Origin of the sequence: Streptomyces luteireticuli (genome assembly GCF_041519305.1) — a bacterium.
GTDB lineage: Bacteria > Actinomycetota > Actinomycetes > Streptomycetales > Streptomycetaceae > Streptomyces > Streptomyces luteireticuli.
Window position 1 is genome coordinate 7,358,291 of sequence record NZ_CP167927.1, and the last position, 22,342, is coordinate 7,380,632.

Sequence of the window (22,342 nt, forward strand, 5' to 3'; positions counted from 1 at the left end):
GCGTTTGAGGACGAACGCGGCGCAGCCGCGTTGCCCCGCGCGGAGCGCGGCGAGAAACGGTGAAAGGGCGGGCCAGGGGCAAACCCCACCCACCGCAGTGCGAACGTCACCGCACCGCCCCCGACCGTCCCGCCACCGACCCCGCCCCCAGCAACCCCCCACACCCGAACGCCACCCCCGCCGCCCCCAACGCCACCACGAACGCCACCGCGAACACCCCCTGCGCACCCACCCGTTCCACCAGCAGCCCCCCGGCCTGCTGGCCCACCGCGTCCCCCGCGACCGTCGCCAGCGACGCCCAGGTGAACGCCTCCGTCAGCAGCCGCCCGTCGGCCAGTTGCCCGACCAGCGTCATCTCGCTCGCCGACACCAGCGCGATCGGCGCACCGCCCACCGCGAGGGCCGCCGCCAGCGTCACCTGGTCCGTGGCGGCCAGCGGCAGGGACGAGCCCAGCGCGTAGGCGAGGACGAGCCGGGGGAAACGGCGGTGCACCGGGGTCCGGGAAGGGGACCGGCCCAGCCACAGCGCCCCCGCCGCGCTGCCCACGCCCCAGCAGGCGTAGACGAATCCGGTGCCGCCCCGCGCACCGTGCGCGTCCGCGAACGCCGGGATGGCCAGCGTCATCAGTCCGACCGGCACGGCGCAGGCGGCCATCACCCCGAGCAGCACCGCCAGCGCGGGGGACCGCAGCGGACCCAGCGGATCGCGCACACCGTCCGGGGGCTCCGCCCCGTCCACCGGCAGCCGGACGAAGGCCAGCCCCAGCGCCCCGAGCCCCCCGACCGCGGAGGCCGCCGTCAGCGCCGCCCCGGCGGAGCCGGTGAGCATCAGCACGGCGAGCATCAACGGCGCCCCGACGACCAGGACTTCGGTGAGCAGCGCCTCCCACAGGTAGGCGGTCTCCCGCTCCGCGTCCGCCAGCGGCAGCCGCGCCCACAGCGAGCGCATGACCGCGTTGGCCGGCGGCAGCGAGGCCCCGGCGAGGACGGCCGCGGCCGGCTGGAGCCAGCCGTCGGGGCGCGCGGCCCACACCAGGACGGCGACCGACGCCGGGCAGACGACCGCGGTGACGGCCAGGACAGCGCGCCGCCCGTGCCGGTCCACGCGCCGGGCGACCAGCGGCCCGCCGGCCGCCAGCCCGAGTGTGTACAGGGCGGCGACCAGCCCGGCCCGGGCGTACCCGCCGCCCTGCTCGCGGACCACCAGGATCAGGGCCAGCGACATCAGGTACACGGGCAGCCGGGCGACGACGCTCCACCAGGCCGCGCCCGCCACGTGCCGGCGGGTGAGCAGGGCCAGGAAGCGGCGGGGCAGTCCGTTCGTCAAATCCGTTCCTCCGAAAGGGCCGTCGGCACGAGCTCGATGGCGAACGCGGACAGCACCTCGCGCATACGACGTTCCACCTCCCCGACCGACGCTCCCGCGACATGGACGTATCCGGACGCGTTGTGCGAGGCGCGGCGGGCCGCGACGACGTCACCGGCGCCCACCTTGAGAACGGCGTCGAGGACCCCGGGGATGCGCAGCAGCTCCTCCCGGGAGGTGACGGAGCGGACCGTCCCCGACCCGGGCAGCGGCAGCAGCAGGTCGCCCGCGCAGCGGCGCTCGCCGTAGTCGAGCGCCGGGCGGCGGCCCCGGTAGACGTCGAGCGTGGCGCCGAAGACGTCGAACCCGTAGGCGTGGCCGTGGTTGGCGGGGATCTCGCACCCGGCCAGCCGCACCCCGATCTCGCTCGCGTACACCACGCCGTCCACCAGGAAGAACTCCATGTGCGCATAGCCGTGGTCGATGCCCATCCCGGTGACGATGCGCTGGAGCATCCCGCGCAGGTCCACCGTTGGGCCCTCGCCGCTGCCGACGCTGATGTTGGCGTTCATCGCGCCGTCGACGATGTCCAGCGGGCGGCAGGGCATCGCGCTCGGCCAGGCGTCCAGCACCCGTCCGCCGTGGATCAGTGCGCACACCTCCCACTCCGTCCCGCCGATGTGCTCCTCGGCCAGCCACTCCCGCCCCTCCATGCGGAGGTGTGCGGGCGGGCCGGTCAGCCGGTGGGTGTCCACACAGGCGAAGGAGTCCACCGGCTTGAGGACGACGGGCCAGCCGTGCCGCGCCGCGAACCGCTCGACGTGCGCGGGGGTGCGCACCCGCGCCCAGCGGGCGGTGCGCAGCCCCAGCTCCCGGAAGCGCTCCTTCATCGCGGCCTTGTCCCGCACCCAGCGCACCTGCCGGCGCGACAGGTGCGGCAGCCCGGCCAGCCCCGCGAACCGCTGGGCGACGGACTGGCGCGGCTCGGAGGGGTTGCAGAACCGGGACGGCGGCCTCGGCAGCCGGGCCGCCCACTCCTTGTAGCGCCGCGCCTCGTCCCGCAGTGGCACCCCGTCGCGCACCCAGAACGCCGGCAGGTGCGCGGTGGCGTCCAGGTGTTCCGGCGACAGGTCCCGGTGCAGGGCCGCGAACCGCAGCAGCACCAGCCGGCCGTCGAGCGCCCGGGCCGCGTACCGGGTGAACGTCGAGGGGCGGTCGTCGACCAGCAGGAGCACGGGATCCTCGGTCACACCGCCTCCAGCGCCTGGCGCACGGCCTTGACCGCGAGGACCTGTTCGGCCTCCGGCAGCTCCGGGGAGAGCGGGACGCACAGGGTGCGGTCCAGCAGGTCCCGGGTGCGGGCGAAGCCGTCGCGGCTGAGGGCGAGCGGCCGGTTGCCGGGGGCGTGGTTCCACGGGAAGCCGTCGGCGTACAGCGAGCGGCGGCCGGTGAGCACCGGATGATCCGTCAACAGGTATTTGTTGAGCGTCCAGTTGGCGATGCCCCGGGCGGTCAGGCAGGCCACCGCGGCGTCGCGGAGCTCCCGGGACTCCCACCGGAAGCGCAGGCTGACCTTGACGTCGCCCGCGGAGCGCGGCAGCAGTGCGAGGTCGGTGCGCGAGGGCAGTCCGTCCAGGGCGACGGCGTACATCCGCTCCAGCCCGGCCAGCAGCTCGTCCAGGTGCCGGAACTGCTGGCACTGGATCGCCGCCACCTCCTCGCTGGTGACCATGTTCTCGCCGAAGTGCGCGTCCTCGTCCCATGTCGGATAGCGCCCGGGCACCCGGGCCGAACCGTGGTCGTGGTAGCGGCGCATCGTCGCCCACGCCCCGGCGTCGCCGGTGACGAGCAGCCCGCCCTCGCCCGAGGTGAGCACCTTGTTGTGATGGAAGCTGAACACCCCGGCCCAGCCGGCCGTCCCGGCGTGCCGCCCGTCCGGCAGCCGCGCGCCGAGCGCCTGGGCGCAGTCCTCGATCACATACGGCACGCTGTACGGCACGGGCGCCACCACGCCCTCCATGTGCGCCACGACCACCCGCCGGGCGTCCGCCGGCAGCAGCGTCGGGTCGAGGGAGAGCGACTCGTCCGCGTCCACCAGCACGGGGACCAGCCCGCTGGAGAGCACCGCCCCCGCCACCGCGACGAAGGTGACGGCCGGGATGTACACCAGGTCGCCCACCCGCGGCCGGGTGGAGATCAGCGCCAGCCGCAGTGCCTCGGTGGCGTTGTGCACGGCCAACGCGTGCCCGGCGCCCAGCCGTTCGGCCACCCGGCGCTCCAGCCGCGAGGCCATGCTCTCGCCCTCCGTCTGGTAGCGGAACAGCACCCGGTGCCCGATCACCTCCTCCAGCTCGGTCATGTCGGACCAGTCGAGGTAGTTCGCTCCGTAGGGCAGGAAGCGCTGCCCCAGCCGCTTGTCGAGGGTCATGGGACGTCCGCCTCCGTGATCGGGTGCACCCTCCGGTCGACGACCATCTCCTGGCCCCGGTGGTTGCGGAGCAGCAGGCCGTCCGGGACATGGCTGAAGTACGGCGGTGCGACGGGGATCTTGCCGAGCGTGGTCGTCAGGACGTACTGCGGCACCCCGAAACCGGTGATGTGGCCCTGGAGGCCCTCCATGATCTCCCAGCCCTTCTCCACGGAGGTCATGAAGTGCGAGACGCCGGTGACGTTGTCGCAGTGGTAGAGGTAGTACGGCCGCACCCGGATCGCGAGCAGCCCTGTCATCAGGGCGCGCATCGTGGCGACGTCGTCGTTGACGCCGCGCAGCAGGACGGTCTGGTTGCCCACGGGGATGCCGTGCCGCAGGAGCCGGTCCACCGCCGCCGCGGACTCCTCGGTGATCTCCTTGGGGTGGTTGAAGTGGGTGTTCAGCCACACCGGGTGGTAACGGGCGAGCATCGCGCACAGCTCGTCCGTGATGCGCTGCGGCAGCAGCACCGGGAAGCGGCTCCCGATGCGGATGATCTCCACGCTGGGGATCGCGCGGAGCGCCGAGACGATCTTCTCCAGCCGGCCGTCGGGATAGGACAGCGGATCGCCCCCGGTGAGCAACACGTCCCGGATCTCCGGGTGTTCGGCGATGTAGCGCAGATCCTCGTCGTAGTCGCCGCCCTCGTCGTCGCGGAAGTACGTGCCGTCGAGGTCGGTGGTGTGGAACTTGCGTGTGCAGTGCCGGCAGTAGACCGGGCACGCCTCGGTGACCAGCAGGATCACCCGGTCCCGGTACTTGTGCACGACCCGGTTGGTCTTGCGGTAAAGCATGTCGCCGACCGGGTCCACCTCGGAGCCCGGGTGCGGGGCGAGCTCGGCCGGCGAGGGCACGGCCTGCAGACGCACCGGGCAGGTGGGGTCGTCGGGGTCCATGAGCGAGGCGTAGTACGGGGTGACGCTCCAGCGGTACTTGCCGGCCGTCCCCGCCACGGCCTTCTCCTCCTCGGGGGTGAGCCGGATCCACTGGCGGGCCTTGTCGAGGCTGGTGATCCGTTTGCGCATGTGCCAGCGCCAGTCGTTCCACTGTTCGGGCGGGACGTGGGGGCGGAACGGGCTTTCGGGGCTCGTGCTGCCGGGCATGACGGCTCCAGGGTCCGGGGTTCGGATCTACCAAGGGGCAAGGGTGAGTTGGCGTAGCGAGCGGGCGACGCGCTGGGCGCCGCGCAGATCGTCCAGGGACGGGTCGAGCGCGGCCCAGGGGTTGTCGTCGGGCGGTCCCCACGCACCGCCCGGGTCCAGCGCCCATGGCAGGGAGACGGCGCTCAATACCAGCTCTGCCAGGTCGCGTTGGGTGTCACCGAGCGATGGGAGCAGGGCGGCGGGGGAGCGGCGGGCGTGGGCGAGCGTCAGGGCGCCCAGGGTGGGCGAGGCGAGGAGGACGGCGCAGGAGGCGTGGAGGGCGTCCACGTCCGCCTCCGTGACGTGCAGCGCGCCGTCCAGGCGGGCATCGGACACCACCGTGCAACTCCCGGTCCGGCGGACCGCCTCCCGTACGAGCCCGGGCAGCGGGCCGGAGACGAAGGCACCGGCCTCGCCGTCGGGAACGCCCCACAGGGACAGCAGGAGCAGCGTCCCCGAGCGGGAACGGTGCTGGGCCGGGCGGGCGGGGGCGAGCGCCCCGGTGGGCCGCCCGGTGGTGGGTCCTGGTAGCCAGCCGGGCCGATGCGCCCAGCTCAACACCCCTTCAGGAGGCGGTGGTTCGTCCTTGGCGGGGTGCCCCGAACGGAGATGGACGACCGGGACGCCCGCCGCGAGGAGCCGGCGGGCCGCGTCGGCATCGTCGCAGACGAGGGCGGCATCGGCAGGCGCGTCCCCGACGAGGTCGAGGCCCCCGAGGTGGGCGGCGATCCGGCGCAGCGCGAGCACCGAGTCCAACTCGTCGTCACGACTCAGGAGAAGGGTGCGACGGGGAGTGGTCAGTACTGCCACGGCGCCGCCGTTCCGAGCCGGGCGACGTCGTCGCTGTAGCCGGCGGCCGTGGTGGAGCAGCCGGAGCACAGGTCGGGCCCGCGGTCGCGGAAGAAGTCCGCGTGGGAGCGGAACGCCGGGGTGTCCAGCCGGATGCTGCCGCTGTCGTTATCGCTGTCGCGGAGTGGCGCTCCGCCCCCGTCGCGGTGCGGAAGGCAACTGCACGCGTACATCCGCCCGTACTTGCCGTCGACGTAGATGACGTCGTCGACGACATGGCACAGCGGACGGGACGCCCGCGGGGTCTCGGACCGGGTGAAATAGCGCTCCTGCTCCTCGGGCGTGTCCCCGTAGAACCGCTTCCCGAGCGGGACCAGCAGCTGCGCCGGATCGGCGTTGTAGACCCGGTCGCCGACCCGGCGCACATCGTCCGGGTCGGGATAGGCGATGACCCGCTCCAGCTTGAGTGCGGACAGCTCCCACTGCCGGACCCCGGCCTCGGTGAGCACCTCCTGGAGCAGCGGCATCTCTGCGTAATTGTGCGGCCCCACGACGGAGTTGACCCGGGGCAGCACGCCGAGCGCGGCGGCCGCGCGCAGCCCGCGCAGAGCGTTGTCGAACATCCCGGGGGAGCGCCGGTAGAGGTCGTGGGTGGCGGCCGACGCGCCGTCGACGCTGACGACCACCTGGGCGAGCCCGGCGTCGGCGAGGCGCCCGACCATCCTCGGCAGCAGCGCCCCGTTGGTGATCAGCGACATCCGCATCCCGGCGTCCGTGCCGGTGCGGACGAGTTCCACGACGTCCCGGTGCATCAGCGGCTCGCCGCCGGTGAACCGTACGTACCCGACACCCGCCCGGCGGGCCTCGGGGAGGATCTCGGCGAAGTCCTCGGCCGAGAAGCGGAAGGTGTCGCGGGAGAGTGCGAACTCGCACATGAAGCAGTCGGCGTTGCAGGCTTCCAGGATGCGGATGAAGAGGTAGCGTTCGCGCTTGCTCATGCTCATGGACGGGTTGAGCCCTCCGGGCCGTTCGAGCGGAAGTTGACGCGGTATCAGCTGCGGATTAATGCCAGCAGCTCATCGGCCACCTGCGCCGCGCCGCCGGTCCCGACGGCAGCGGTGAGAGCTCCCCACGAGGCGCCGTCCTGTGCGCGGCGAAGGGCGGCCCCCAGTGCCTCGGTGAGCCCCGCACCCCGGGCGCGGGCGATCCCGCCGTAGATCAGCTTCAGTGCGCAGTCCTCCCCTTGCGCACGAAGTCGCAACGCCTCCTCCTCCCGGAAGACATCCTCGGGCCAGGCGACGCGGACGTCGGCACCGACGGCCTCGGCGTGGAAGCGCCCGTTGAAGATCTGGCTGAGGTTCTGCGGCGGCAGACAGACGGCGGGGACGCCGAGGGAGCCGGCTTCGAGGAGGGTGGTCAGGCCGGGGGAGGCGAGGAGGACGTCGCAGCCGGCGAGGCGCTTGAGGAACTCGCCGTGGGGGAGAGCGCCGAAGGTCGTACGCGCCGGAGCGCTCGACACCCAACTCGCGCACTCATCAGGAAGATTACCCGCCACATGCACCTCCTCCACCCCATACTCGGCGAGGGCCGCGAGCGTGGCGGGCACAACGAGCCGCGGGTACCGCGTCCAGTCACCGAGCTTGGGCGCCTTGAGCCCGCCGAGGCTGACGAGGGCGGTACGGAACGCCCCGCCGTGCCGCGCGCCGCCCTCCGTCTTCCCGATGACGGCCTCGACCCATCGCAGTCGGCGCACGGAGCCGAGGACGCCGCGGCTCTCGGCAGGCAACTCCCCGCACCGCTGGGCGCAGTACACCGTTGCCTCCAACGGCAGTGCCCCCCGATCCCCTTCGGTCCAGAGAAAAGGCAGACTGTCGACGAAAACAGTCGGCACCCCGGCCTTCTCCAGACCTTGCGCAGCCGCCCCATCGAGCACGACCACGGCCGCACTCACCTGCTCCCGGACCTGGTCGCCCGAGTCGTACCACCGCTCGACGGGCTGATCCGCCAACAACGGCCGCCCGAGCCCCGATCCGATCCCCACGAACCGCACCGACACGCCGGCCCGCTCCCGCACCGCCTCCATCACGGCCCGCAACTTCCCCGAACTACCCCACCCGAACTCGGCACCCGCGACGGCGACGGTCACCCGCTGACTGCCTGCTCCGGACCGTGCCCCGGGAATGAAGTTCATGCCTCAACGGTCACGTGCGCCGACGGGGCGACACAAGACCGGTACCGATCGGTTCCGGCCGTCGATGAACAACTGACGATCCGATGGATCGGGGTGGATGGGCTGGTGGGGCGGGGGAGGTGGTTGCTGGGGGCTCCCAATGGGGTGTGTGCGGGGGCGCGTCGGGGGACGGAGCGCAACTCGGTGGCTGGAAAAGAGGAGTTGCCGAGGCGGTAGCGGTCAGGGGATGGAGAGGGGAAGGGTGCACAGCTTGGTGCCCCCTTCCGCTTTCATCGAGGAGCGATTACGCCCAGGTGTGCGCGAGCGGAACGCGACAAGCTGTCCAGCAGCGCTTTGCCCTTGGCTGCTGAGGCCAACGACGGGCGCCCGATCACGCCGTTGGCCGTGTAGCCGGCCATGCCGAGGGTGAGGAGGTGCGGGCGGCTGGGCGCCGAGTGATCGTCCGCTGCGATGCCCTCGCGTACGAGGTCCGGGGCTCCGTGGAGCAGGAGCGAGACCTCGAACTCGCCGCCGTGCATGTCCTCGGCGCTGCTGCTCTCCAGCCCGGCATCCGCCCGGGCCTTGGCGCGGTCTTCGCGGACGGGAAAGAGCGCGATGCGTGGGTTGCCGACGTTGAGCTCCTGAACGACGTTCTGGAGGACGTAGTTGCCGCCGTGGCCGTTGACGATCAGCAGGCCCGGGACGCCGGAGGCTTCGAGCGAGCGCCAGATGTCGTTCACCATCGCGTACAAGGTGCCGGCGGTGATGCTGACCGTGCCGGCCTTGAAGGCATGCTCGTGGGAGCAGGAGATGGTGATCGGAGGCAGGAGGAAGAGCCCGTGGTCGTCGGCCACGCGGCGGGCGATGAGGCAGGCGATCGCCGTGTCCGTGATCAGGGGAAGATGATCGCCATGCTGTTCGAAGCTTCCCACCGGCAAGACGGCCACGGCGGAGCCGAGTTCGCTCACGTCCTTGGTGGTGGCGTGGGTGATCAAGTCGTCCATGGTTTCAGCGTTTCGCATCACCTCTGATCCCGTCAGGTCGTGAACCGGCCTTCAGCCGCTTCGAACCGGTCCAAGAAGGATGGGACTTCGGATACTGCCCGGTACCTGCTGGAGCTGGAGTTCGCGTCCGGGAGTGTTCGGTGCGAGAGCGGGGGCGATGGCGATCTGCGCATCTTGGCCGCCCGACCATTACCGCGAGGTAAGTGCTAACAAAAGAGTGGGTACTTGTGGGGGCCCGAGCCGGTGAGCGAGTCTGGAGAAGCCCCGGGAGGAAACCGGGGCGGAAATACCGCACGGCTCACAGATCTCACAGGCAAGGAATTCCAATGAAGCACGGGCACGTTGTCGCCAATGGCATCGACATCTCCTATGTGGAGGAGGGCGAGGGCCCGCTCGCGCTCCTGCTCCATGGATTCCCGGAATCCGGGGAATCCACTTACCGGCACCTGATACCGGCGCTCGCCGCGGCCGGATACCGGGCCGTCGCCCCGAACATCCGCGGGTTCGCCCCGTCCGCCCTGCCGGCCGACGGCAGCATGCGTCTGGCCGATCTCGTGGCCGACACGAACGCTCTGCACGAGGAGTTGGGCGGTGACGGGAATGCGGTGCTCGTCGGCCACGACTGGGGTGCGGCGACCGCCTGGGGCGCGGCCCACACCGAGCCGGGGCGCTGGTCGCGGGTGGTGGTCAGCGATGTCCCGCCGCTCGCGTTCTTCGGGGAGTACGCGAGCACCTACGAGGGCATCGAGCGGCTGAACCACTTCTGGTTCTTCCAGATGGCCATGGCCGACGAGGTGCTGGCCGCGAACGGCATGGCATGGGTGCGCCAGGTCATGCAGGACAAGTGGACCGCGGACGACTACGACGCCACGGAGGACTTCGAGGCGGCCAGGAAGGCCCTCGGAGAGCCGGCGCGGCTGCGCGCCGCGATCGATCTGTACCGGATGAATTTCGCCCCGCAGGAGATGGGAACGCCGGAATGGGCGGCTCGGCACGCCGAGCTCTGGGGCGAGGTGCCGACCCAGCCGACGCTGTATCTGCACGGGACGGAGGACAGGAGCGTCGTCCTGGACGCGGAGGGGCTCGCGGCGATCGGTGCGTCGCTGTCGGCCGGATCCGAGGCCGCGTTCGTCGAAGGTGCCGGGCACATCGTGCCCGCGGAGAAGCCCGTCGAGTACAACGAGCGGGTTCTCCGGTTCCTGGGTGCGAAGCACTGAAAGATAGTCGTCGGATTATCTGTCTAGTGGTGAAGTAATTGCCGTACGGTCCTCGAATCTCCCATCCTGGTGGCCCTTGATCTGCCCGGCCGCGCCCCGGAGGGGGACGAGTTCGCATGAATTGGCGAGTGGAAGAGGGCGACCCTCGGTACGAGACGCTCAGCCAGGGATTCAACCAGCGCTGGGTCGGCAGACCGAGTTACATCCAGCTGATCCACGACGACGCGTCGGCCGTGGCGGCGGTGCGCGAGGCCGTGGAGAACGGTCTCCGTCCCACCGTTCGCAGCGGCGGGCACTGCTACGAGGACTTCGTGGCCAACACGGGCGGGGTCGTTCTCGACCTGAGCCTGATGAACGGTGTCCGGAAGGGCACCGACAACCGGGGAGAGGCCGCCTACGTCGTCGAGGCCGGGGCCACCAACTGGGATGTCATCACCACCCTCTTCCGGCGGTTCGGCAAGGCGGTCCCCGGCGGATCCTGCTACTCGGTCGGTTCGGGCGGCCATGTCGCGGGCGGCGGGTTCGGGTTCCTCTCCCGCCGCCACGGGCTGGTGGTCGACCACCTGGTGCAGGTGGACGTGGTGACGGTGCGGGGCGGGCCCGACGAGCCGCCCGTGGTCGAGGTGATCGGCGCCCACCGCGAGGACGACGGCCCCGAAGGCGACCTCTTCTGGGCCCATACGGGCGGCGGCGGTGGGAACTTCGGCGTCGTCCTGCGGTACTACTTCGCGGACGACATCCCCGAACCCCCGGCGCGCGTATGGCTCAGCAGCATCGCCTGGCCCTGGAAGGACGGTCTCCTGGAGCGCCCGGAGGACTTCGAGCGGCTGGTGAAGAACTTCGGCACCTTCTTCGCCGAGCACAGCGCGAAGGACGAGAGGCTCTATCCGGGGCTGTTCAGCATCCTCAAACTCACCCACAAGGCCAATGGGAACGTCGTTCTGCTGAGCCAGTGGGACGAGGAGGACCCGGAGCTGCTCGACGCCTACGTCCGCGCCATGGAGGCGGGAGTGGCGACGAGTTCGACCGCGCAGCTGTTCAGCGTCGGCGGCATCGCGGTGCATCTCCCCGAGAAGCGCCGCCAGATGCCGTGGTTCCAGGCCACCCAGACCCTGAACGGCTCCGGCGACAACCAGCGGGGCAAGTACAAGTCGGCTTATCACCGGCACCCCTTCACGCAGGAGCAGATCGACTCCCTCTACTCCTGGCTGACCCTGGACGTCCCGGGGGCGGACATGTCGAAGACCCTGGTCCAGGCGGATTCCTACGGGTGCCGGATCAACCGCCCGCACCCGGGCGACACGGCCGTCCCCCAGCGGGACTCCATCTTCAAGCTCCAGTTCCAGTCGTACTGGACCGACCGCGCCGAGGACGACCTCCACACCGGCTTCATGCGGGACTGGTACGCGGACCTGTACCGGGCGACCGGCGGCGTACCGGAGATCAGCGACGAGCTGAACGACCGTGTCACGGACGGCGCGTACGTGAACTACCCCGACACCGACCTGGGCATCGCCACCGACCGGGACCCCGCCTACCCCCGGCTCTACTACAAGGACAACTACCGCCGCCTGCAGGACGCGAAGCGCCATTGGGACCCGCGGAACGTCTTCCACCACAGGCAGTCCGTCCAGCTTCCGTAGGACGGCCCCGTGATCGGTGGCGCCCGTCGAGCCCCGTGTGCTCGTCCGCGGCGACTCCCACTGGGCGGAGTCCGAACTCCGCCACCAGACTTGGAGCATGACCGCGCCCCTAGCACTCGTCGCCGCGCTCACCCTCACCCTCGTGCCCGCCGCTGCCGAATCCCCTCGTCCCTACACCTACACCTGCGACCGCTTCGTCCCCCACCCACACGGAACCGCCGCCGAAGGGCACTGTGAGGCACCCTTCGAGGCGGCCTCGCTCGGGATGATCCGGGGGCGGTTCGTGCTCAAGGCGCGGGACGGGGGCGGTGGTTCCGTGGTGTGCGAGGGCGCCGGCCCCGATGCGGCTTCCGGGTTTGCGGAGTTGCCGGAGAGGGTGATCGGGGAGCCGTGTCGGCGGTCGGCTTGACGGTCAAGTCGGCGACCTCGCGCGCACTCACCCCGGCAACGGACCGCGTATCGCGGCCGCCTCCATGACCTCGGCCGCCTTTGGGGCGGTCGGTCGACTCACCGGCTTGCCGATGTCATGAAGATTCATCGTGGTGCAGACGGGGCCGCGAGGGGGTCAGACCAGGCCGATACCGGCCTGGGCCTTGATGGTGCCCACCGCGTCGTTGGTGAGCCACCGAAGCGGAACGACGGTCCAGCGGTCGCCCTTGCGCATGATCACGGCGTTGCCGTCCTTCTTGCCCATGTGCGCGCTCCTTCCGGTCAAGGCTGTTCAGACGCGGACCGTTCCTGTGCTGTCGCGCGATGGTGCGACCCGCTCTGGGCCTGCCTGTCCGGGCGTCCACGGTGGTGCCCCCTGGAGTGGTGCAGCAGCGATCACTTCTCGCGACTTGCTGCTACCACATCGCGCTACTGCACCGCTCTGGGCGACGGCGGTCGACGGCAGTCACCCCCAGCCCGGGCAGTCAGCCGACCCTGTTTATGCTCACGCCCATGGCACTTGAATGGGAACAGATCATCGTCGACTCCTCCGACCCCATCGCTCTGGGGCGCTGGTGGGCCGAGGCTCTCGGCTGGGTGGTGGTCGACGAAACCGAGGAGATCATCGAGATCCGGCCCGAGCCGGACCGGATGCCGGGGTTGCTCTTCGTGCCTGTCCCCGAGGGCAAGACGGCGAAGAACCGGCTCCACCCCGACTTCCGCCCCGACGACCAGGAGGCCGAGGTCGCCCGGCTGCTCTCCCTCGGTGCCCGGCCCGCCGACACCGTGCAGGACGAGCAGCACTGGGTGACCCTCCTCGACCCGGAGGGCAACGAATTCTGTGTCCTGGGCGAGCGGAAGAGCTGAGCGGGGCCGGGCAGCCGTTCGAGGTTCGGATGGGACGAGGAAGGAGTAGCTGCGTCGTGCTGGGTCGGTCACCACGGCGCTGGTGATGCCGTACTCGGTGATGAGGGCGCGGACGCGGTCGCAACTCGCGCTGCCCGCGGCGCGGTGGACGAACGCGGACGGGACGCGCAGGGTGGCGAATCGGGGTCCGGTTCCGAGGACGAGCGCCGGCTTTCCGTCGGCCCAGGCGCGGTGGACGCCGGTCGGGTCGCCGCTCTGTGCTGCCAGCCAGTCGGTCGTCGTCGCGGGGTCGGCGGGTTGGAGGCGGCAGGGATTCTGCCGGGGTGGGTTCATGGCCGGTGCATCCCCTCGTAGGCGCAGAGGAGGCCGCTGACGGCCATGTAGAGGCCGAAGACGTAGTCCTGCAGCGCCCGTACGCCCTCGGGCACCTTCTGTTCGGTCACCCTGCGGGCGCGTGCCAGCGCCTTCTCCTGCACTGCGTACCCGGCGCTTCCGGGGGTGCCCGTGGCCAGTTGAGTCTCGGACCAGGCCATGAGCCTCTCCAGATCACGGGACAGACGGGGGACGAGATTCTCGTCGTGGCGGCAGGGGTTGATGGAGAAGCGGATGCCCTGCTCGATGTCCTCGCGGATGCGCTCGATGTCGATGCGGCCGACGATGGGTCGGGGCTTGCGGTGGGTCACGCTGCGGTCCTCCACATGGTGCTGGGGCGATAGGGAAGGCCGGGTACGGCGGGGTCGTTGGCCTGGGCGAGGGTGGCGGCGAGATGGTGCGGGTCGGTGAGGTGCCCGGTGCCGTCCGGCTTCTCCAACCAGCCGTGCCCACACAGCGGTTCATCGACCGGCGGGCAGGGCAACGCCCAGTCGGCCGGGCGCACGACTGCTCCGGGGAACCCGTCGAACGCGGCGGCCTGGCCGGGTGGTAGGAGCCACCAGATGCGGCGGCCCTCGGGGTGGGCGAGGACGGGCCCGGGGCGCCAGGTTCGCCGGAGGGCGAGGAGCGCGTCCGCGGCCTGGACTACGTCATGCGTCTCGACGACGGACCACGCGGTTGTGCGGATGGGGGCCAACTCGCCTGCACACCACTGTGTTCGCACCGTCGTCGGTGAAAGGGCACAGTGGGCGAGCCAGTCTGCGCCGGCGGCGGTCATCTGCTCACCGCCTGGTGGCAAGAGCAGGTGCAGATCAGGCGCTCGGCGCGGTCGGCGGTGATCTCGCCGGAGATCCGACGGATTACCGTCGCGCCGGGGCAACTGCTGTGGTGGCCCATCCGGCATCGCTCGGTTGTGTGGCGTAGGACGTCCTGGGTCATGGGCATGCGAGGCTCTAGAGATCTTTAATGGCTGGGGTTACGGAGGGCTGAAGTCCAGCTGGGTCTTGGCGATGAAGCCGTCGATGAGGCCGGGACGGTACTGCATCCGCTTGAGCCGGGTCTTCACCAGCGCGGTGAGCTGGTCGATGCCGTGCTTGGCGAGGTTGGCCAGTGATCGTTTCAGGTGGGACCACACCGCCTCGACCGGGTTGAAGTCCGGTGCGTAGGCGGGCAGCTGGTAGACGGTAAGCCATGACCGTTGCGCGATCAGTTGTCTCATCCGGGCGCTGACGTGGGTGTTCAAGTTGTCCCAGACGAGAACGACCGGTCCGCCCAGCTGCTGGTGGGCGGCGTCCAGGAGTCGCGCGTAGTCGGTTTCGTCGAAGCCTTTGCGCCGGCCCCGGCGAGGGCCGCGGTCCACCAGGGTGCGGTAGATCAGCCGGGGCCGCTGGCCCGGCTTCGTGCAGACCAGCGCGGCCATGGACACACGCCGGGTCCCGGCAGCAGTCACCCGCACCACGGGGGTGTGACCCTTCCGGCCCCAGGTCCGGCCCTTGGGCGGCCTCAGCCCCTGGCCCGCCTCGTCCTCGAAGCACAGCCAGGCACCCAGGTCCGCCGCCGTCCTTTTATGACGGGCCACTGCTCGTCCTTCCACTGGGCGATCTTTGCCTCGTCGCGCTCGGCGGCCCGGCGGGCGGGCATCTGCACGCTCCAGCCGATCCGGTGCAGCAGCAGGTCGGCCCCGGCCAGGGTGTAACCGACACCGAACTCCTTGCGGATCACCTCGGCGATCCGGGCCAGGGTCCAGCACTGGTCCTCGGCCCAGCCGTGCGCGGCAGGGCCGGCATCCAGCAGGCCCTCCAGTTCCCGCAGCTGGCCGGGGGTGAGACGGCATCGGGCGCCACCGGGACCCTTCGATGCCAGGGCCTGCCTCCCGCCCACCGCAAGAGCCCGGCGCCAGCGGTTCGCGGACATCCGCGTCACCCGAAAACGCCGGGCCACCTCACCATCGCTGGCCCCGGCCTCGATCAAATCAGCTGCGGCAAGCCGCACTTGCTCACGCCGAGCCCGTTCCTCAGCGGTCAGTCCACCGCCGTCGGGATACCTCATCCTCCCGGCATAGCGAACACCGTGTCAGATGTCAGCAGGCCGGGTAACCCTCACCGTTAAAGATCTCTAGAGGGCTTCGGAGAACGCAGCGAGCAGGGCTTGAGGGTTGGTGAGCCTCTGTCCCGGCGGTCGATGACTCGGCCAGTACGGGCCAGGCGGTGAGGTGAAGCTCCGCTTCGGCAAGGCAAGGCGGGAACCATCTCCGACCACCCGGGTGCCGGAGAGGTTCCAGTGGGGAGCCGTCACGGTGGTGTTCATGTCGCGTCCTCGTTGTCGGGCAGTAAGTGACGAGGACGGTATGGATCAGGGCGGGGGGCTACCCGGTCTGAGAGACCGGGTAGCTCAAGAGACCGGACGCCGGTCGATTCCCAAGCGGTCGGCAAGGTCTTCGACTTGGCGTCGGTACGTCGGCCGGGCTCTGCGGCGCAGGTCGCCGACCATCTGTCGGGCGAGTGTGCTGCGTGCCAGGTCCTCGGGGGCGATCTGTTCAAGGTCAAGGAGGTGAACGAGGACAGCGGCGTCCTCGCGTCGGAGGTCGTAGCATCTGGCCACATCAAGGAGGAAGGTGAACTGTCGCTCCACTGAGGGGGCTTGAGTGATATTGATCCGATTCGCTCGGCGGAGCCCTTCGCCGGCCTCTCCCGCGAGCATTTCGATGCTGAGAGCGTGCAGGAGGACGTTGGTCGGCCCGAAGACGGTCCAGTGGACGTTCCCTTCGCCAACCCTTCGCGCCTTGGGCCCGGCATGATTCTCGATGCGGTCGCGAGCAGCCCACCAATCCCTGCGGCGTGCTTCAGCGGTCGACCGGACGAGTTCAAGCGCGCCGGTCAGGGCATCGGTCTCGCTGTTGGAGGGAGCGCCGGCGAGCTTTTCGGCGGCCAGTGCAGCGATGTGTTCGGCACCGTCCGGGTCGTCCTGAGCCAGGAGCACATGACCGAGATTCCATTGAGCTGCCGCGATACGCAGAGGATCGTCCGCGTCTTCGGCGGCGCGGAGTGCCCGGTCGGCCACGAGGAGGGAGAGGTCGACACGCCCGATGCGTCGGCAGTACGAGCGCAGCAGGCCGTACAAGTCGGCGGCGACTCGGAGGGTCTCTCTTCGTGCTCGTGCGTCCGTACCCGAACGGCAGGTCCGCACCGCGTGCTCCACGTCGGACAGTAGGCCTGGCAACAGACTGGAGGTATCGGTGTAACGCTGCTGGGACGTCTGCCAGGTGCGCCAGGCCTCCTTGACCCGTTCGCGAAGAGACTCGGGAGGTTCGGGAGCAGACGCGCTGGGAGGGGTGCAGCCCATCAGGACGCGTGTGACATCCGAGGGGAGACATCGGGCAGGCTGCTCAGGGGGCAGCTGGTCGTCGAGGAGGGTTGCGGTCGGCACCCCGAGTTCGCGCGCCAGGGCCACGAGCACCTCCAGGGTGGGGGTTCTGCGCCCTCGTTCGATCTGCGAGAGGTAGTCCTCGGTGATCCCGCACAACCCGGCGACGGCTGCCTGGGAGCGGTTGCCGTTCCGGCGGCGCCAGTAGCGGATTCGTTCGCCCACCCGAAGTTCACTCGCCATCGTCATCCCTTTGCTGGACAGCGAGTTCACCGTACGCCGTGGATGCGGAGGCGGGGAGGGGATCTTGGCCAAGCGTGTGACAGCCTGTTGACCTCGGACTCGGGTGGGGGGAGCCGCATGGGCTTGCGCCGGATCGTGCTGTGGGACATCGACCACACCTTGATCGATACGCGTGGAGTGGGCCGGGAGCTGTCGGAGCTGGCATTCGAGCGGGCGACAGGGCTGCGGATGCATCGGCAAGCCAAAATTGACGGGATCACTGAATCGGTGATCTTCCGGGAAACGGCCAGGCTTCACGGACTCCGGACCGACCGCGACGATTTCGGACGGTTCGCTCAAGCATTGACCGAAGCGCACGCGCAGCGAGCGGCCGACCTGCGCGAGCGAGGCTACGCCCTGCCCGGAGCTGCGAAAGCGCTGGATGCTGTGGCTGCTCAGAGGGGTTGGGTGCAGACCGTAGTTTCCGGAAACGTGCGGGCGGTCGCCGAAATCAAGCTCCGGACGTTCGGCCTCGACAGCCACATGCTTTGGGAGGCCGGGGCGTTCGGGGAGGACGCTGATGAACGATCCGACCTCGTCGCCCTGTCTCTGGAACGGGCTGGAGTCCAGGCACAGGATGCCGTGATCGTCGACGACACTCCGGCAGGGGCAGAAGCCGGAGCAGCCAACGGAGTTCGAGTGGTCGCGGTGGCGACCGGTCGTAGCAGTATGGAGGAACTGCGTAAGGCCGGAGCCAACGTTGTTCTGTCAGATCTCACGGACACCCAGCGGCTGATGGCCGCTTTGCGCCGATACGCAGGTGATCGGTAGACCGCCCCGGCGGTGTGGTGCCTACGGCACTTGACCGGAGTACACAGGCCGGTGGGTCGGCAGGGCCTTTTGTTCGGCTTCTAGGCTGGCGCCATGAACAACAGGCTCGCTCACGAGGAAAGCACCCTCATCAATTTTCGGCACTATGCCCCGGATCCGAAGGAGCACGGGTTTCGATGGGTTGACATCAAGCAGCTCCGCTTCTCTGCGGAGTCCGTGGACGATAGAGAGCTGCTCGCCGCCCTGATTGGGCACGAGCAGTTCCGGGACGACTATGCAGGTGGTGGAGTGCTGCCGGACGGGCCCCGGCACGGTCCGTATTGGCTGCGGCTGATCACTCCCGCCCTCTACGAGTCGATCGGCGAGGAGAAGGCTGTGCAGATCCTGCAGAACTGGTCGGATTTGCTCCGGGACGTACCCACCGAACTGGAGGCAGATCTGCAGCAGGAGGTGTTCGCCCGCCTGGCCGCAGCCGACAGCATCCACTACCTCGGCGAGCTCGGTGATGAAGCGATTCATGACTGGGGACGCGTGCACGACTACTTCCACGAGTTCGTGCTCATCGATCGCTCGGCTGGGCGGATCACGCTCATCGTCGCCGCCGATGACTGAGGCCACCACCAAGGCATCCGCTGCGGTTGTCACTCCGGCGACCCCGACGGAGACATCAAATTGACCCAGCACACCAGCTCGTGGCAGAACGTGAGCCTGGACAGCCGGGGTTCCTGCTGTACGCCACGTACTCGCCTGCCCAATCGGGTCCGATTCTGGGCGACTGCGGGTAAGCGCCATGGCGAATCATGGCGATGGACGGCGAGGGTGCACGCGGGAAGTGATGCGCGAGCGGACAGCGGAGCATGAGCCGTCACGGACGAGGCCGGGCGTCAGACCGCGTGGCGCTGACCCGGCGGAACAGCATCACGTGGCACAGGGATCCGATCCCGCTCCGGCGGGTCGTCGGCTCCGGGAGGGACCGGTCGCCGTAAAGCAGAGGGGCGAGGTCCTCCCGGAGCCGTGGCACGCGCGGCGTTCACCTCACCGGTGCTCCCCCTCCGGCAGCGCGTGGAGCGCCTCGGCGATCCGGGTGGCGGCGTCGGCGACCTGCTTCGCCTCGAAGGCGGTGAAGCAGAGCCGGAAGTATCCGGGGTCGGGGCAGGAGAGGGTCTGGCCGGGGAGCAGTTGCACCTTGGCCGTCGTCTGGAGGTAGGCGCGGAGCCGTTCCTCGCGGGGGTCGATTTCCGGGAAGAGGGCGGGGGAGGTGGCGTCGGGGGCCCGGTCGAGGAATGCGCGCAGGTCGAGGAAGAAGAACTGGGCGGAGTTGCCGGTGGCGACGTAGGGGACGTCCCCGTCGAGGAGCGCCCGTCGTACGATCCGGTGGCTTTCGGTGAGTGCTTGGGGGTACGCCTCGTGCATCAACTGCGAGGGATACCAGGAGGGTTCGCCGGACCGGTGTTCGAAGAGCTTTCCGACGACCACGTTCTTGAGGGAGTCGAGCGGGGTGAACCATGACATCGTCTTCCGCTCGTGGCCGCCCTCCATCGCGGCGCGGACGACCGCGGACCGGGAGACGACGAACCCGACGCGGAAGCCGGAGATGCCGAAGTCCTTGCCCAGTCCCCACACCACGTGGACGCGGTCGGGGTGCCGCGCGGTGGCCCGCAGCGCGAGGGCGCTGGTGAAGCGGGGGGCGGCCGTGGTGAGTTGGCTGTGGGCGTAGATCTCGTCGGAGATGACGTGCATGGGCGTCTCTTCGAGCGCCCAGGTGTAGATCTCCTCCAGCAGGCTCTCGTCGTAGTTGACGCCCAGGGGGTTGTTGGGGTTCGTCAGGACCAGCAGCTTCGGGGGCGAGTAGGCGGTGCGGTAGGCGTTCTGGAGGTCGCGGAGCGTGAGCTGGAACGCGTCGCCGCGCTCGCGCAGCGGGGCGAACACGCACTTGAGGCCCGGCCGTTGGCCGAAGGACCACTTGAACCCCTGCCAGGACGGGGCCGGCAGGAGGACCCGGTCGCCGGGGGCCAGTTCGCCGGCTTCCTCCAGGGTGAACGCCAGGCACTCCAGGGCGGCGGAGACCCCGGCGGTGGCGTAGACGTCGGTGGGCCGGATGTCGTGCGACATCGTACGGCTCAGCAACTCGGCGACGCGGGCGCGCAGTTCGGGGACCCCGTACGGGGCCTTGTAGCGGATGTCGTTCTCGCCGATCTCGGTGTGCCGGAAGACGTGTTCGTTGAGCGAGCCGTAGAGGAGTACGTTCTCGGCCACGGACAGGTCCAGCGGGGGTTCCGCCAGGCCCGCGTGGTAGGCGGCGAGGCGTTCCTCCGGGTCGGCGATCCCGTAGAGCGCGTGGAACGCGGTGTTCGGCTCGGTTTCCATCAGGGTCCCTTCGAGGGTGAAGTCCTGGGTGGCGCCGTGTCGTTATGAATTATGAGCGCGTTGTGTTCCGGGTGAAGGGGGGAATAAGCCGATATATGTTGGCGGAAGGGAGAAGGCGGAACGATTCTCGGAGTCGGGGGCGCCTCGTGCGGGGCGCATGAGAGATTGCCCAGGCATGGTCGTCGTAAGACCTTGGGAAAGGACGGATTTCGTGTCGGCCCACCGGCCCCGCTCGTTCCACCCGCCCCTGCTTGTTGCTGCCGTCACCGCCTTGCTCGTCGGGAGCGTTGTCGCGCCCGCCTCGGCCACTGCTGCTCAGGGTCGCGATCCCGCCCATACCGACGTTCTGTTCGTCGGCGCCCATCCCGACGACGAGTTCCAGTCGCTGGCCACCTTCGGGCAGTGGAAGGAGCGGCGGGGGATCAGCGCCGGGGTTGTCACGATCACCCGGGGGGAGGGCGGCGGGAACGCCGTCGGGACCGAGGAAGGGCCGCCGCTCGGGATGATCCGGGAGGGAGAGGAGCGGTCGGCGGTCGCGCTCGCCGGGGTCCGGAACGTTTTCTACCTGGATAAGCCGGACTTCTGGTACACGCTGTCCGCTCCGCTGACGGGCACGGCATGGAACAGACCTCCGCAGCGGGGCGACGACACCCTGGAGCGGCTCGTACGCATCATCCGCGCGACGACGCCGCGCACCGTCGTCACCATGGATCCGCGGCCCTTCGGCCAGCACGGCGGACACCAGCAGGCCGGCCGGCTGGCAGCCGACGCGTTCCGGCTGGCGGCCGATCCGAAGGCATTCCCCCGGCAGATCGCCGTCGAGAAGTACAAGCCCTGGAAGCCGGATCGGTTGCTGGCACAGAACTGGGGGTTCGACGGCCCGGTCGGGCGGCAGTGCGCGGCGCGGCCCGCGAAGGATCCGCGCACCGGGCTGCCCGTCGTCGGCGTCTGGCCGGGCGCCCGCTCCCGTGCGAACGGCAGGACCTGGGCGCAGATCGAGCGGGACGCGGCCCGCCGCTACGTCACCCAGGGCTTCGGCTCGCTGCCGGCGAAGGTCACCACGCCGCCGGACCAAATGCCCTGCGAGTGGTTGACCGTCCTGGCGCGCGGCGGGAAGCCGGTCCCGGCGCCCGTCCGCGGGCAGGGTCAACTGCGGCCCGTCTACGCCGAGTTCCGCGACTGGACGCGGAAGGCCGGTATGCCCTGGCTCGCGAACGACGCGCAGCCCGCCTATCCGGCCCGTCCCTCCACCGCGGCCCCCGAGGTGGCCAAGGCGCCCGTCGTGGACGGGGTGGCGGGGCCGGGGGAGTACCCGGGGCCGGAGCTGAGGCTCTCCCACTGGGAGGGGAAGAGGTGCGACGGTCCCGCCGACTGCTCCGCCACCGCCCGCATCGCGCGCCACCGCGACGACCTCTACGTCCTCGTCGAGGTGACCGACGACCGGCAGGGTGCCGTGCTCGACGCGCGCAACGACTGCAAACGGCACTGGCGTACGGACTCCGTGGAGATCGCCCTCGACCCGCGCGGGCGTTCCGACGACACGTCGACCACCTTCAAGGCGGGGATTCTTCCGTACACTTCGCGCGGCGGTCCCTGCGTCGCGCGCGACGCCGACAATCATCAGGGCCCGGCGCGGGGGGTGACCGTCGCGTCCACGGTGACGTCCCGGCCGTACGCCGGCTACACGGTCGAGGCGAAGATCCCGCTCTCGCTGCTCCCGGCGGCGGTTGATCCGGAGCGGCTGACCGCCAACGTCATGGTCTACGACTCCGATAGCCCGGATAAAACGGGCAAGTCCCGTCTGGCGTGGGCTCCGTACACCGGTGCGCAGGCCGATCCGTATGTGTGGGGCACCGTGCGCCTGCCGGGCTACGTGCCGCCCTCGGGGCGTCCGCCGCGCTCCGCGACGCTTCCGTTGGACGCGGCGCGGAGCGCGGACTCCCGGGCCTCCGTCGAGCAGTCCCGCCGCACCGGAGTGCCGCTCGCCGGAGGCCCACGGGCCTGACCCTGAGGAGGTGCCGGCCGATGAGGAGGCCTCGGCCCCGGCACCTCCTCACAGGGGTGCCCCCGCTCCCGACACCCCGTCCCCCGTACGGGGTGTCGAGCTGCCATCCTGACGCGATGCCGGCCCCGAACGCTTGTAACCTCTT

At 70.1% G+C, this 22,342-nt stretch carries 22 protein-coding genes; 7 read left to right on the forward strand and 15 right to left on the reverse strand.

What is annotated here, in order from left to right; translation table 11 throughout:
* Positions 1-106: 106 nt before the first annotated feature.
* The 8 genes from AB8735_RS33060 to AB8735_RS33095 form a co-directional block, all read right to left on the reverse strand.
* A complete protein-coding gene (locus AB8735_RS33060) occupies positions 107-1,327 on the reverse strand; it encodes an MFS transporter (protein ID WP_372411347.1) in 1,221 nt (406 codons plus the stop codon).
* Positions 1,324-2,556 (reverse strand): ATP-dependent carboxylate-amine ligase, encoded by a 1,233-nt coding sequence (locus AB8735_RS33065; RefSeq protein ID WP_372411348.1) that lies wholly within the window; start codon positions 2,554-2,556, stop codon positions 1,324-1,326. The genes AB8735_RS33060 and AB8735_RS33065 overlap by 4 nt, the downstream gene beginning before the upstream one ends.
* Positions 2,553-3,734, reverse strand: a complete 1,182-nt coding sequence (locus AB8735_RS33070) for a DegT/DnrJ/EryC1/StrS family aminotransferase (protein ID WP_372411349.1) — start codon at positions 3,732-3,734, stop codon at positions 2,553-2,555. The genes AB8735_RS33065 and AB8735_RS33070 overlap by 4 nt, the downstream gene beginning before the upstream one ends.
* On the reverse strand, positions 3,731-4,879 hold the full coding sequence (gene blsG / locus AB8735_RS33075) for an arginine 2,3-aminomutase (protein WP_372411350.1): 1,149 nt from the start codon (positions 4,877-4,879) through the stop codon (positions 3,731-3,733). Before blsG ends, AB8735_RS33070 begins: the two co-directional genes overlap by 4 nt.
* 27 nt (positions 4,880-4,906) lie before the next feature.
* Entirely contained in the window at positions 4,907-5,728 is an 822-nt protein-coding gene (blsF, locus tag AB8735_RS33080; protein ID WP_372411351.1) for a CGA synthase-related protein, read from the reverse strand.
* Positions 5,716-6,711, reverse strand: coding sequence for a cytosylglucuronate decarboxylase (gene blsE / locus AB8735_RS33085; protein WP_372411352.1), 996 nt, complete (start codon positions 6,709-6,711; stop codon positions 5,716-5,718). The genes blsF and blsE overlap by 13 nt, the downstream gene beginning before the upstream one ends.
* Positions 6,712-6,758: 47 nt before the next feature.
* The gene (locus AB8735_RS33090) at positions 6,759-7,898 is read right to left on the reverse strand and encodes a hydroxymethylcytosylglucuronate/cytosylglucuronate synthase (RefSeq protein ID WP_372411353.1); all 1,140 of its coding nucleotides are present in this window, start codon (positions 7,896-7,898) and stop codon (positions 6,759-6,761) included.
* A gap of 269 nt (positions 7,899-8,167) precedes the next feature.
* Positions 8,168-8,881, reverse strand: coding sequence for a creatininase family protein (locus tag AB8735_RS33095; RefSeq protein WP_372411354.1), 714 nt, complete (start codon positions 8,879-8,881; stop codon positions 8,168-8,170).
* A gap of 326 nt (positions 8,882-9,207) precedes the next feature.
* Between AB8735_RS33095 and AB8735_RS33100 the strand changes: the two genes are divergently transcribed.
* From AB8735_RS33100 to AB8735_RS33110, 3 genes are all read left to right on the forward strand, one after another.
* On the forward strand, positions 9,208-10,098 hold the full coding sequence (locus tag AB8735_RS33100; protein WP_372411355.1) for an alpha/beta fold hydrolase: 891 nt from the start codon (positions 9,208-9,210) through the stop codon (positions 10,096-10,098).
* 116 nt (positions 10,099-10,214) lie between these two features.
* Entirely contained in the window at positions 10,215-11,741 is a 1,527-nt protein-coding gene (locus tag AB8735_RS33105; protein ID WP_372411356.1) for an FAD-binding oxidoreductase, read from the forward strand.
* A 97-nt stretch (positions 11,742-11,838) separates the two neighbouring features.
* Positions 11,839-12,150 (forward strand): hypothetical protein, encoded by a 312-nt coding sequence (locus tag AB8735_RS33110; protein WP_372411357.1) that lies wholly within the window; start codon positions 11,839-11,841, stop codon positions 12,148-12,150.
* Positions 12,151-12,306: 156 nt separating this feature from the next.
* Here AB8735_RS33110 and AB8735_RS33115 read toward each other — a convergent pair whose 3' ends face one another.
* On the reverse strand, positions 12,307-12,435 hold the full coding sequence (locus tag AB8735_RS33115; protein ID WP_372411358.1) for a hypothetical protein: 129 nt from the start codon (positions 12,433-12,435) through the stop codon (positions 12,307-12,309).
* A 248-nt stretch (positions 12,436-12,683) separates the two neighbouring features.
* On the opposite strand from AB8735_RS33115, the gene AB8735_RS33120 reads away from it, so the two are divergent.
* Entirely contained in the window at positions 12,684-13,037 is a 354-nt protein-coding gene (locus tag AB8735_RS33120) for a VOC family protein (RefSeq protein ID WP_344027719.1), read from the forward strand.
* A gap of 329 nt (positions 13,038-13,366) precedes the next feature.
* Here the strand turns inward: AB8735_RS33120 and AB8735_RS33125 are convergent, their stop codons facing one another.
* The 5 genes from AB8735_RS33125 to AB8735_RS33145 form a co-directional block, all read right to left on the reverse strand.
* The gene (locus tag AB8735_RS33125; protein WP_372411359.1) at positions 13,367-13,720 is read right to left on the reverse strand and encodes a hypothetical protein; all 354 of its coding nucleotides are present in this window, start codon (positions 13,718-13,720) and stop codon (positions 13,367-13,369) included.
* Complete coding sequence (locus AB8735_RS33130) at positions 13,717-14,106, reverse strand: hypothetical protein (protein ID WP_372411360.1); 390 nt, start codon at positions 14,104-14,106, stop codon at positions 13,717-13,719. Before AB8735_RS33130 ends, AB8735_RS33125 begins: the two co-directional genes overlap by 4 nt.
* Positions 14,107-14,385: 279 nt before the next feature.
* Positions 14,386-14,988: a transposase gene (locus AB8735_RS33135; protein WP_372411361.1), complete on the reverse strand. Its 603-nt coding sequence runs from the start codon at positions 14,986-14,988 to the stop codon at positions 14,386-14,388.
* Entirely contained in the window at positions 14,913-15,458 is a 546-nt protein-coding gene (locus AB8735_RS33140; RefSeq protein ID WP_372411362.1) for a winged helix-turn-helix domain-containing protein, read from the reverse strand. Before AB8735_RS33140 ends, AB8735_RS33135 begins: the two co-directional genes overlap by 76 nt.
* A gap of 342 nt (positions 15,459-15,800) precedes the next feature.
* The gene (locus tag AB8735_RS33145) at positions 15,801-17,045 is read right to left on the reverse strand and encodes a helix-turn-helix domain-containing protein (RefSeq protein ID WP_372411363.1); all 1,245 of its coding nucleotides are present in this window, start codon (positions 17,043-17,045) and stop codon (positions 15,801-15,803) included.
* A gap of 87 nt (positions 17,046-17,132) precedes the next feature.
* On the opposite strand from AB8735_RS33145, the gene AB8735_RS33150 reads away from it, so the two are divergent.
* Positions 17,133-17,825 (forward strand): HAD family hydrolase, encoded by a 693-nt coding sequence (locus tag AB8735_RS33150; protein WP_372411364.1) that lies wholly within the window; start codon positions 17,133-17,135, stop codon positions 17,823-17,825.
* A gap of 93 nt (positions 17,826-17,918) precedes the next feature.
* Positions 17,919-18,437 (forward strand): hypothetical protein, encoded by a 519-nt coding sequence (locus AB8735_RS33155; protein ID WP_372411365.1) that lies wholly within the window; start codon positions 17,919-17,921, stop codon positions 18,435-18,437.
* A gap of 423 nt (positions 18,438-18,860) precedes the next feature.
* On the opposite strand, the gene AB8735_RS33160 is transcribed toward AB8735_RS33155, so the two are convergent.
* A complete protein-coding gene (locus AB8735_RS33160) occupies positions 18,861-20,192 on the reverse strand; it encodes a pyridoxal phosphate-dependent aminotransferase (RefSeq protein ID WP_372411366.1) in 1,332 nt (443 codons plus the stop codon).
* 211 nt (positions 20,193-20,403) lie between these two features.
* Here AB8735_RS33160 and AB8735_RS33165 point away from each other — a divergent pair, with 211 nt between their 5' ends.
* A complete protein-coding gene (locus AB8735_RS33165) occupies positions 20,404-22,197 on the forward strand; it encodes a sugar-binding protein (RefSeq protein ID WP_372411367.1) in 1,794 nt (597 codons plus the stop codon).
* Positions 22,198-22,342: the final 145 nt, after the last annotated feature.

Bases quoted from the DNA above. Each gene is read 5' to 3' on its own strand.
- blsG (WP_372411350.1), bottom strand. From the start codon at position 4,879: ATGCCCGGCAGCACGAGCCCCGAAAGCCCGTTCCGCCCCCACGTCCCG.
- AB8735_RS33090 (WP_372411353.1), bottom strand. From the start codon at position 7,898: ATGAACTTCATTCCCGGGGCACGGTCCGGAGCAGGCAGTCAGCGGGTG.
- AB8735_RS33115 (WP_372411358.1), bottom strand. From the start codon at position 12,435: ATGGGCAAGAAGGACGGCAACGCCGTGATCATGCGCAAGGGCGACCGC.
- AB8735_RS33070 (WP_372411349.1), bottom strand. From the start codon at position 3,734: ATGACCCTCGACAAGCGGCTGGGGCAGCGCTTCCTGCCCTACGGAGCG.
- AB8735_RS33105 (WP_372411356.1), top strand. From the start codon at position 10,215: ATGAATTGGCGAGTGGAAGAGGGCGACCCTCGGTACGAGACGCTCAGC.
- AB8735_RS33110 (WP_372411357.1), top strand. From the start codon at position 11,839: ATGACCGCGCCCCTAGCACTCGTCGCCGCGCTCACCCTCACCCTCGTG.
- AB8735_RS33120 (WP_344027719.1), top strand. From the start codon at position 12,684: ATGGCACTTGAATGGGAACAGATCATCGTCGACTCCTCCGACCCCATC.
- AB8735_RS33160 (WP_372411366.1), bottom strand. From the start codon at position 20,192: ATGGAAACCGAGCCGAACACCGCGTTCCACGCGCTCTACGGGATCGCC.
- AB8735_RS33155 (WP_372411365.1), top strand. From the start codon at position 17,919: ATGAACAACAGGCTCGCTCACGAGGAAAGCACCCTCATCAATTTTCGG.
- AB8735_RS33100 (WP_372411355.1), top strand. From the start codon at position 9,208: ATGAAGCACGGGCACGTTGTCGCCAATGGCATCGACATCTCCTATGTG.
- blsE (WP_372411352.1), bottom strand. From the start codon at position 6,711: ATGAGCATGAGCAAGCGCGAACGCTACCTCTTCATCCGCATCCTGGAA.
- AB8735_RS33140 (WP_372411362.1), bottom strand. From the start codon at position 15,458: ATGAGGTATCCCGACGGCGGTGGACTGACCGCTGAGGAACGGGCTCGG.
- AB8735_RS33095 (WP_372411354.1), bottom strand. From the start codon at position 8,881: ATGGACGACTTGATCACCCACGCCACCACCAAGGACGTGAGCGAACTC.
- AB8735_RS33150 (WP_372411364.1), top strand. From the start codon at position 17,133: ATGGGCTTGCGCCGGATCGTGCTGTGGGACATCGACCACACCTTGATC.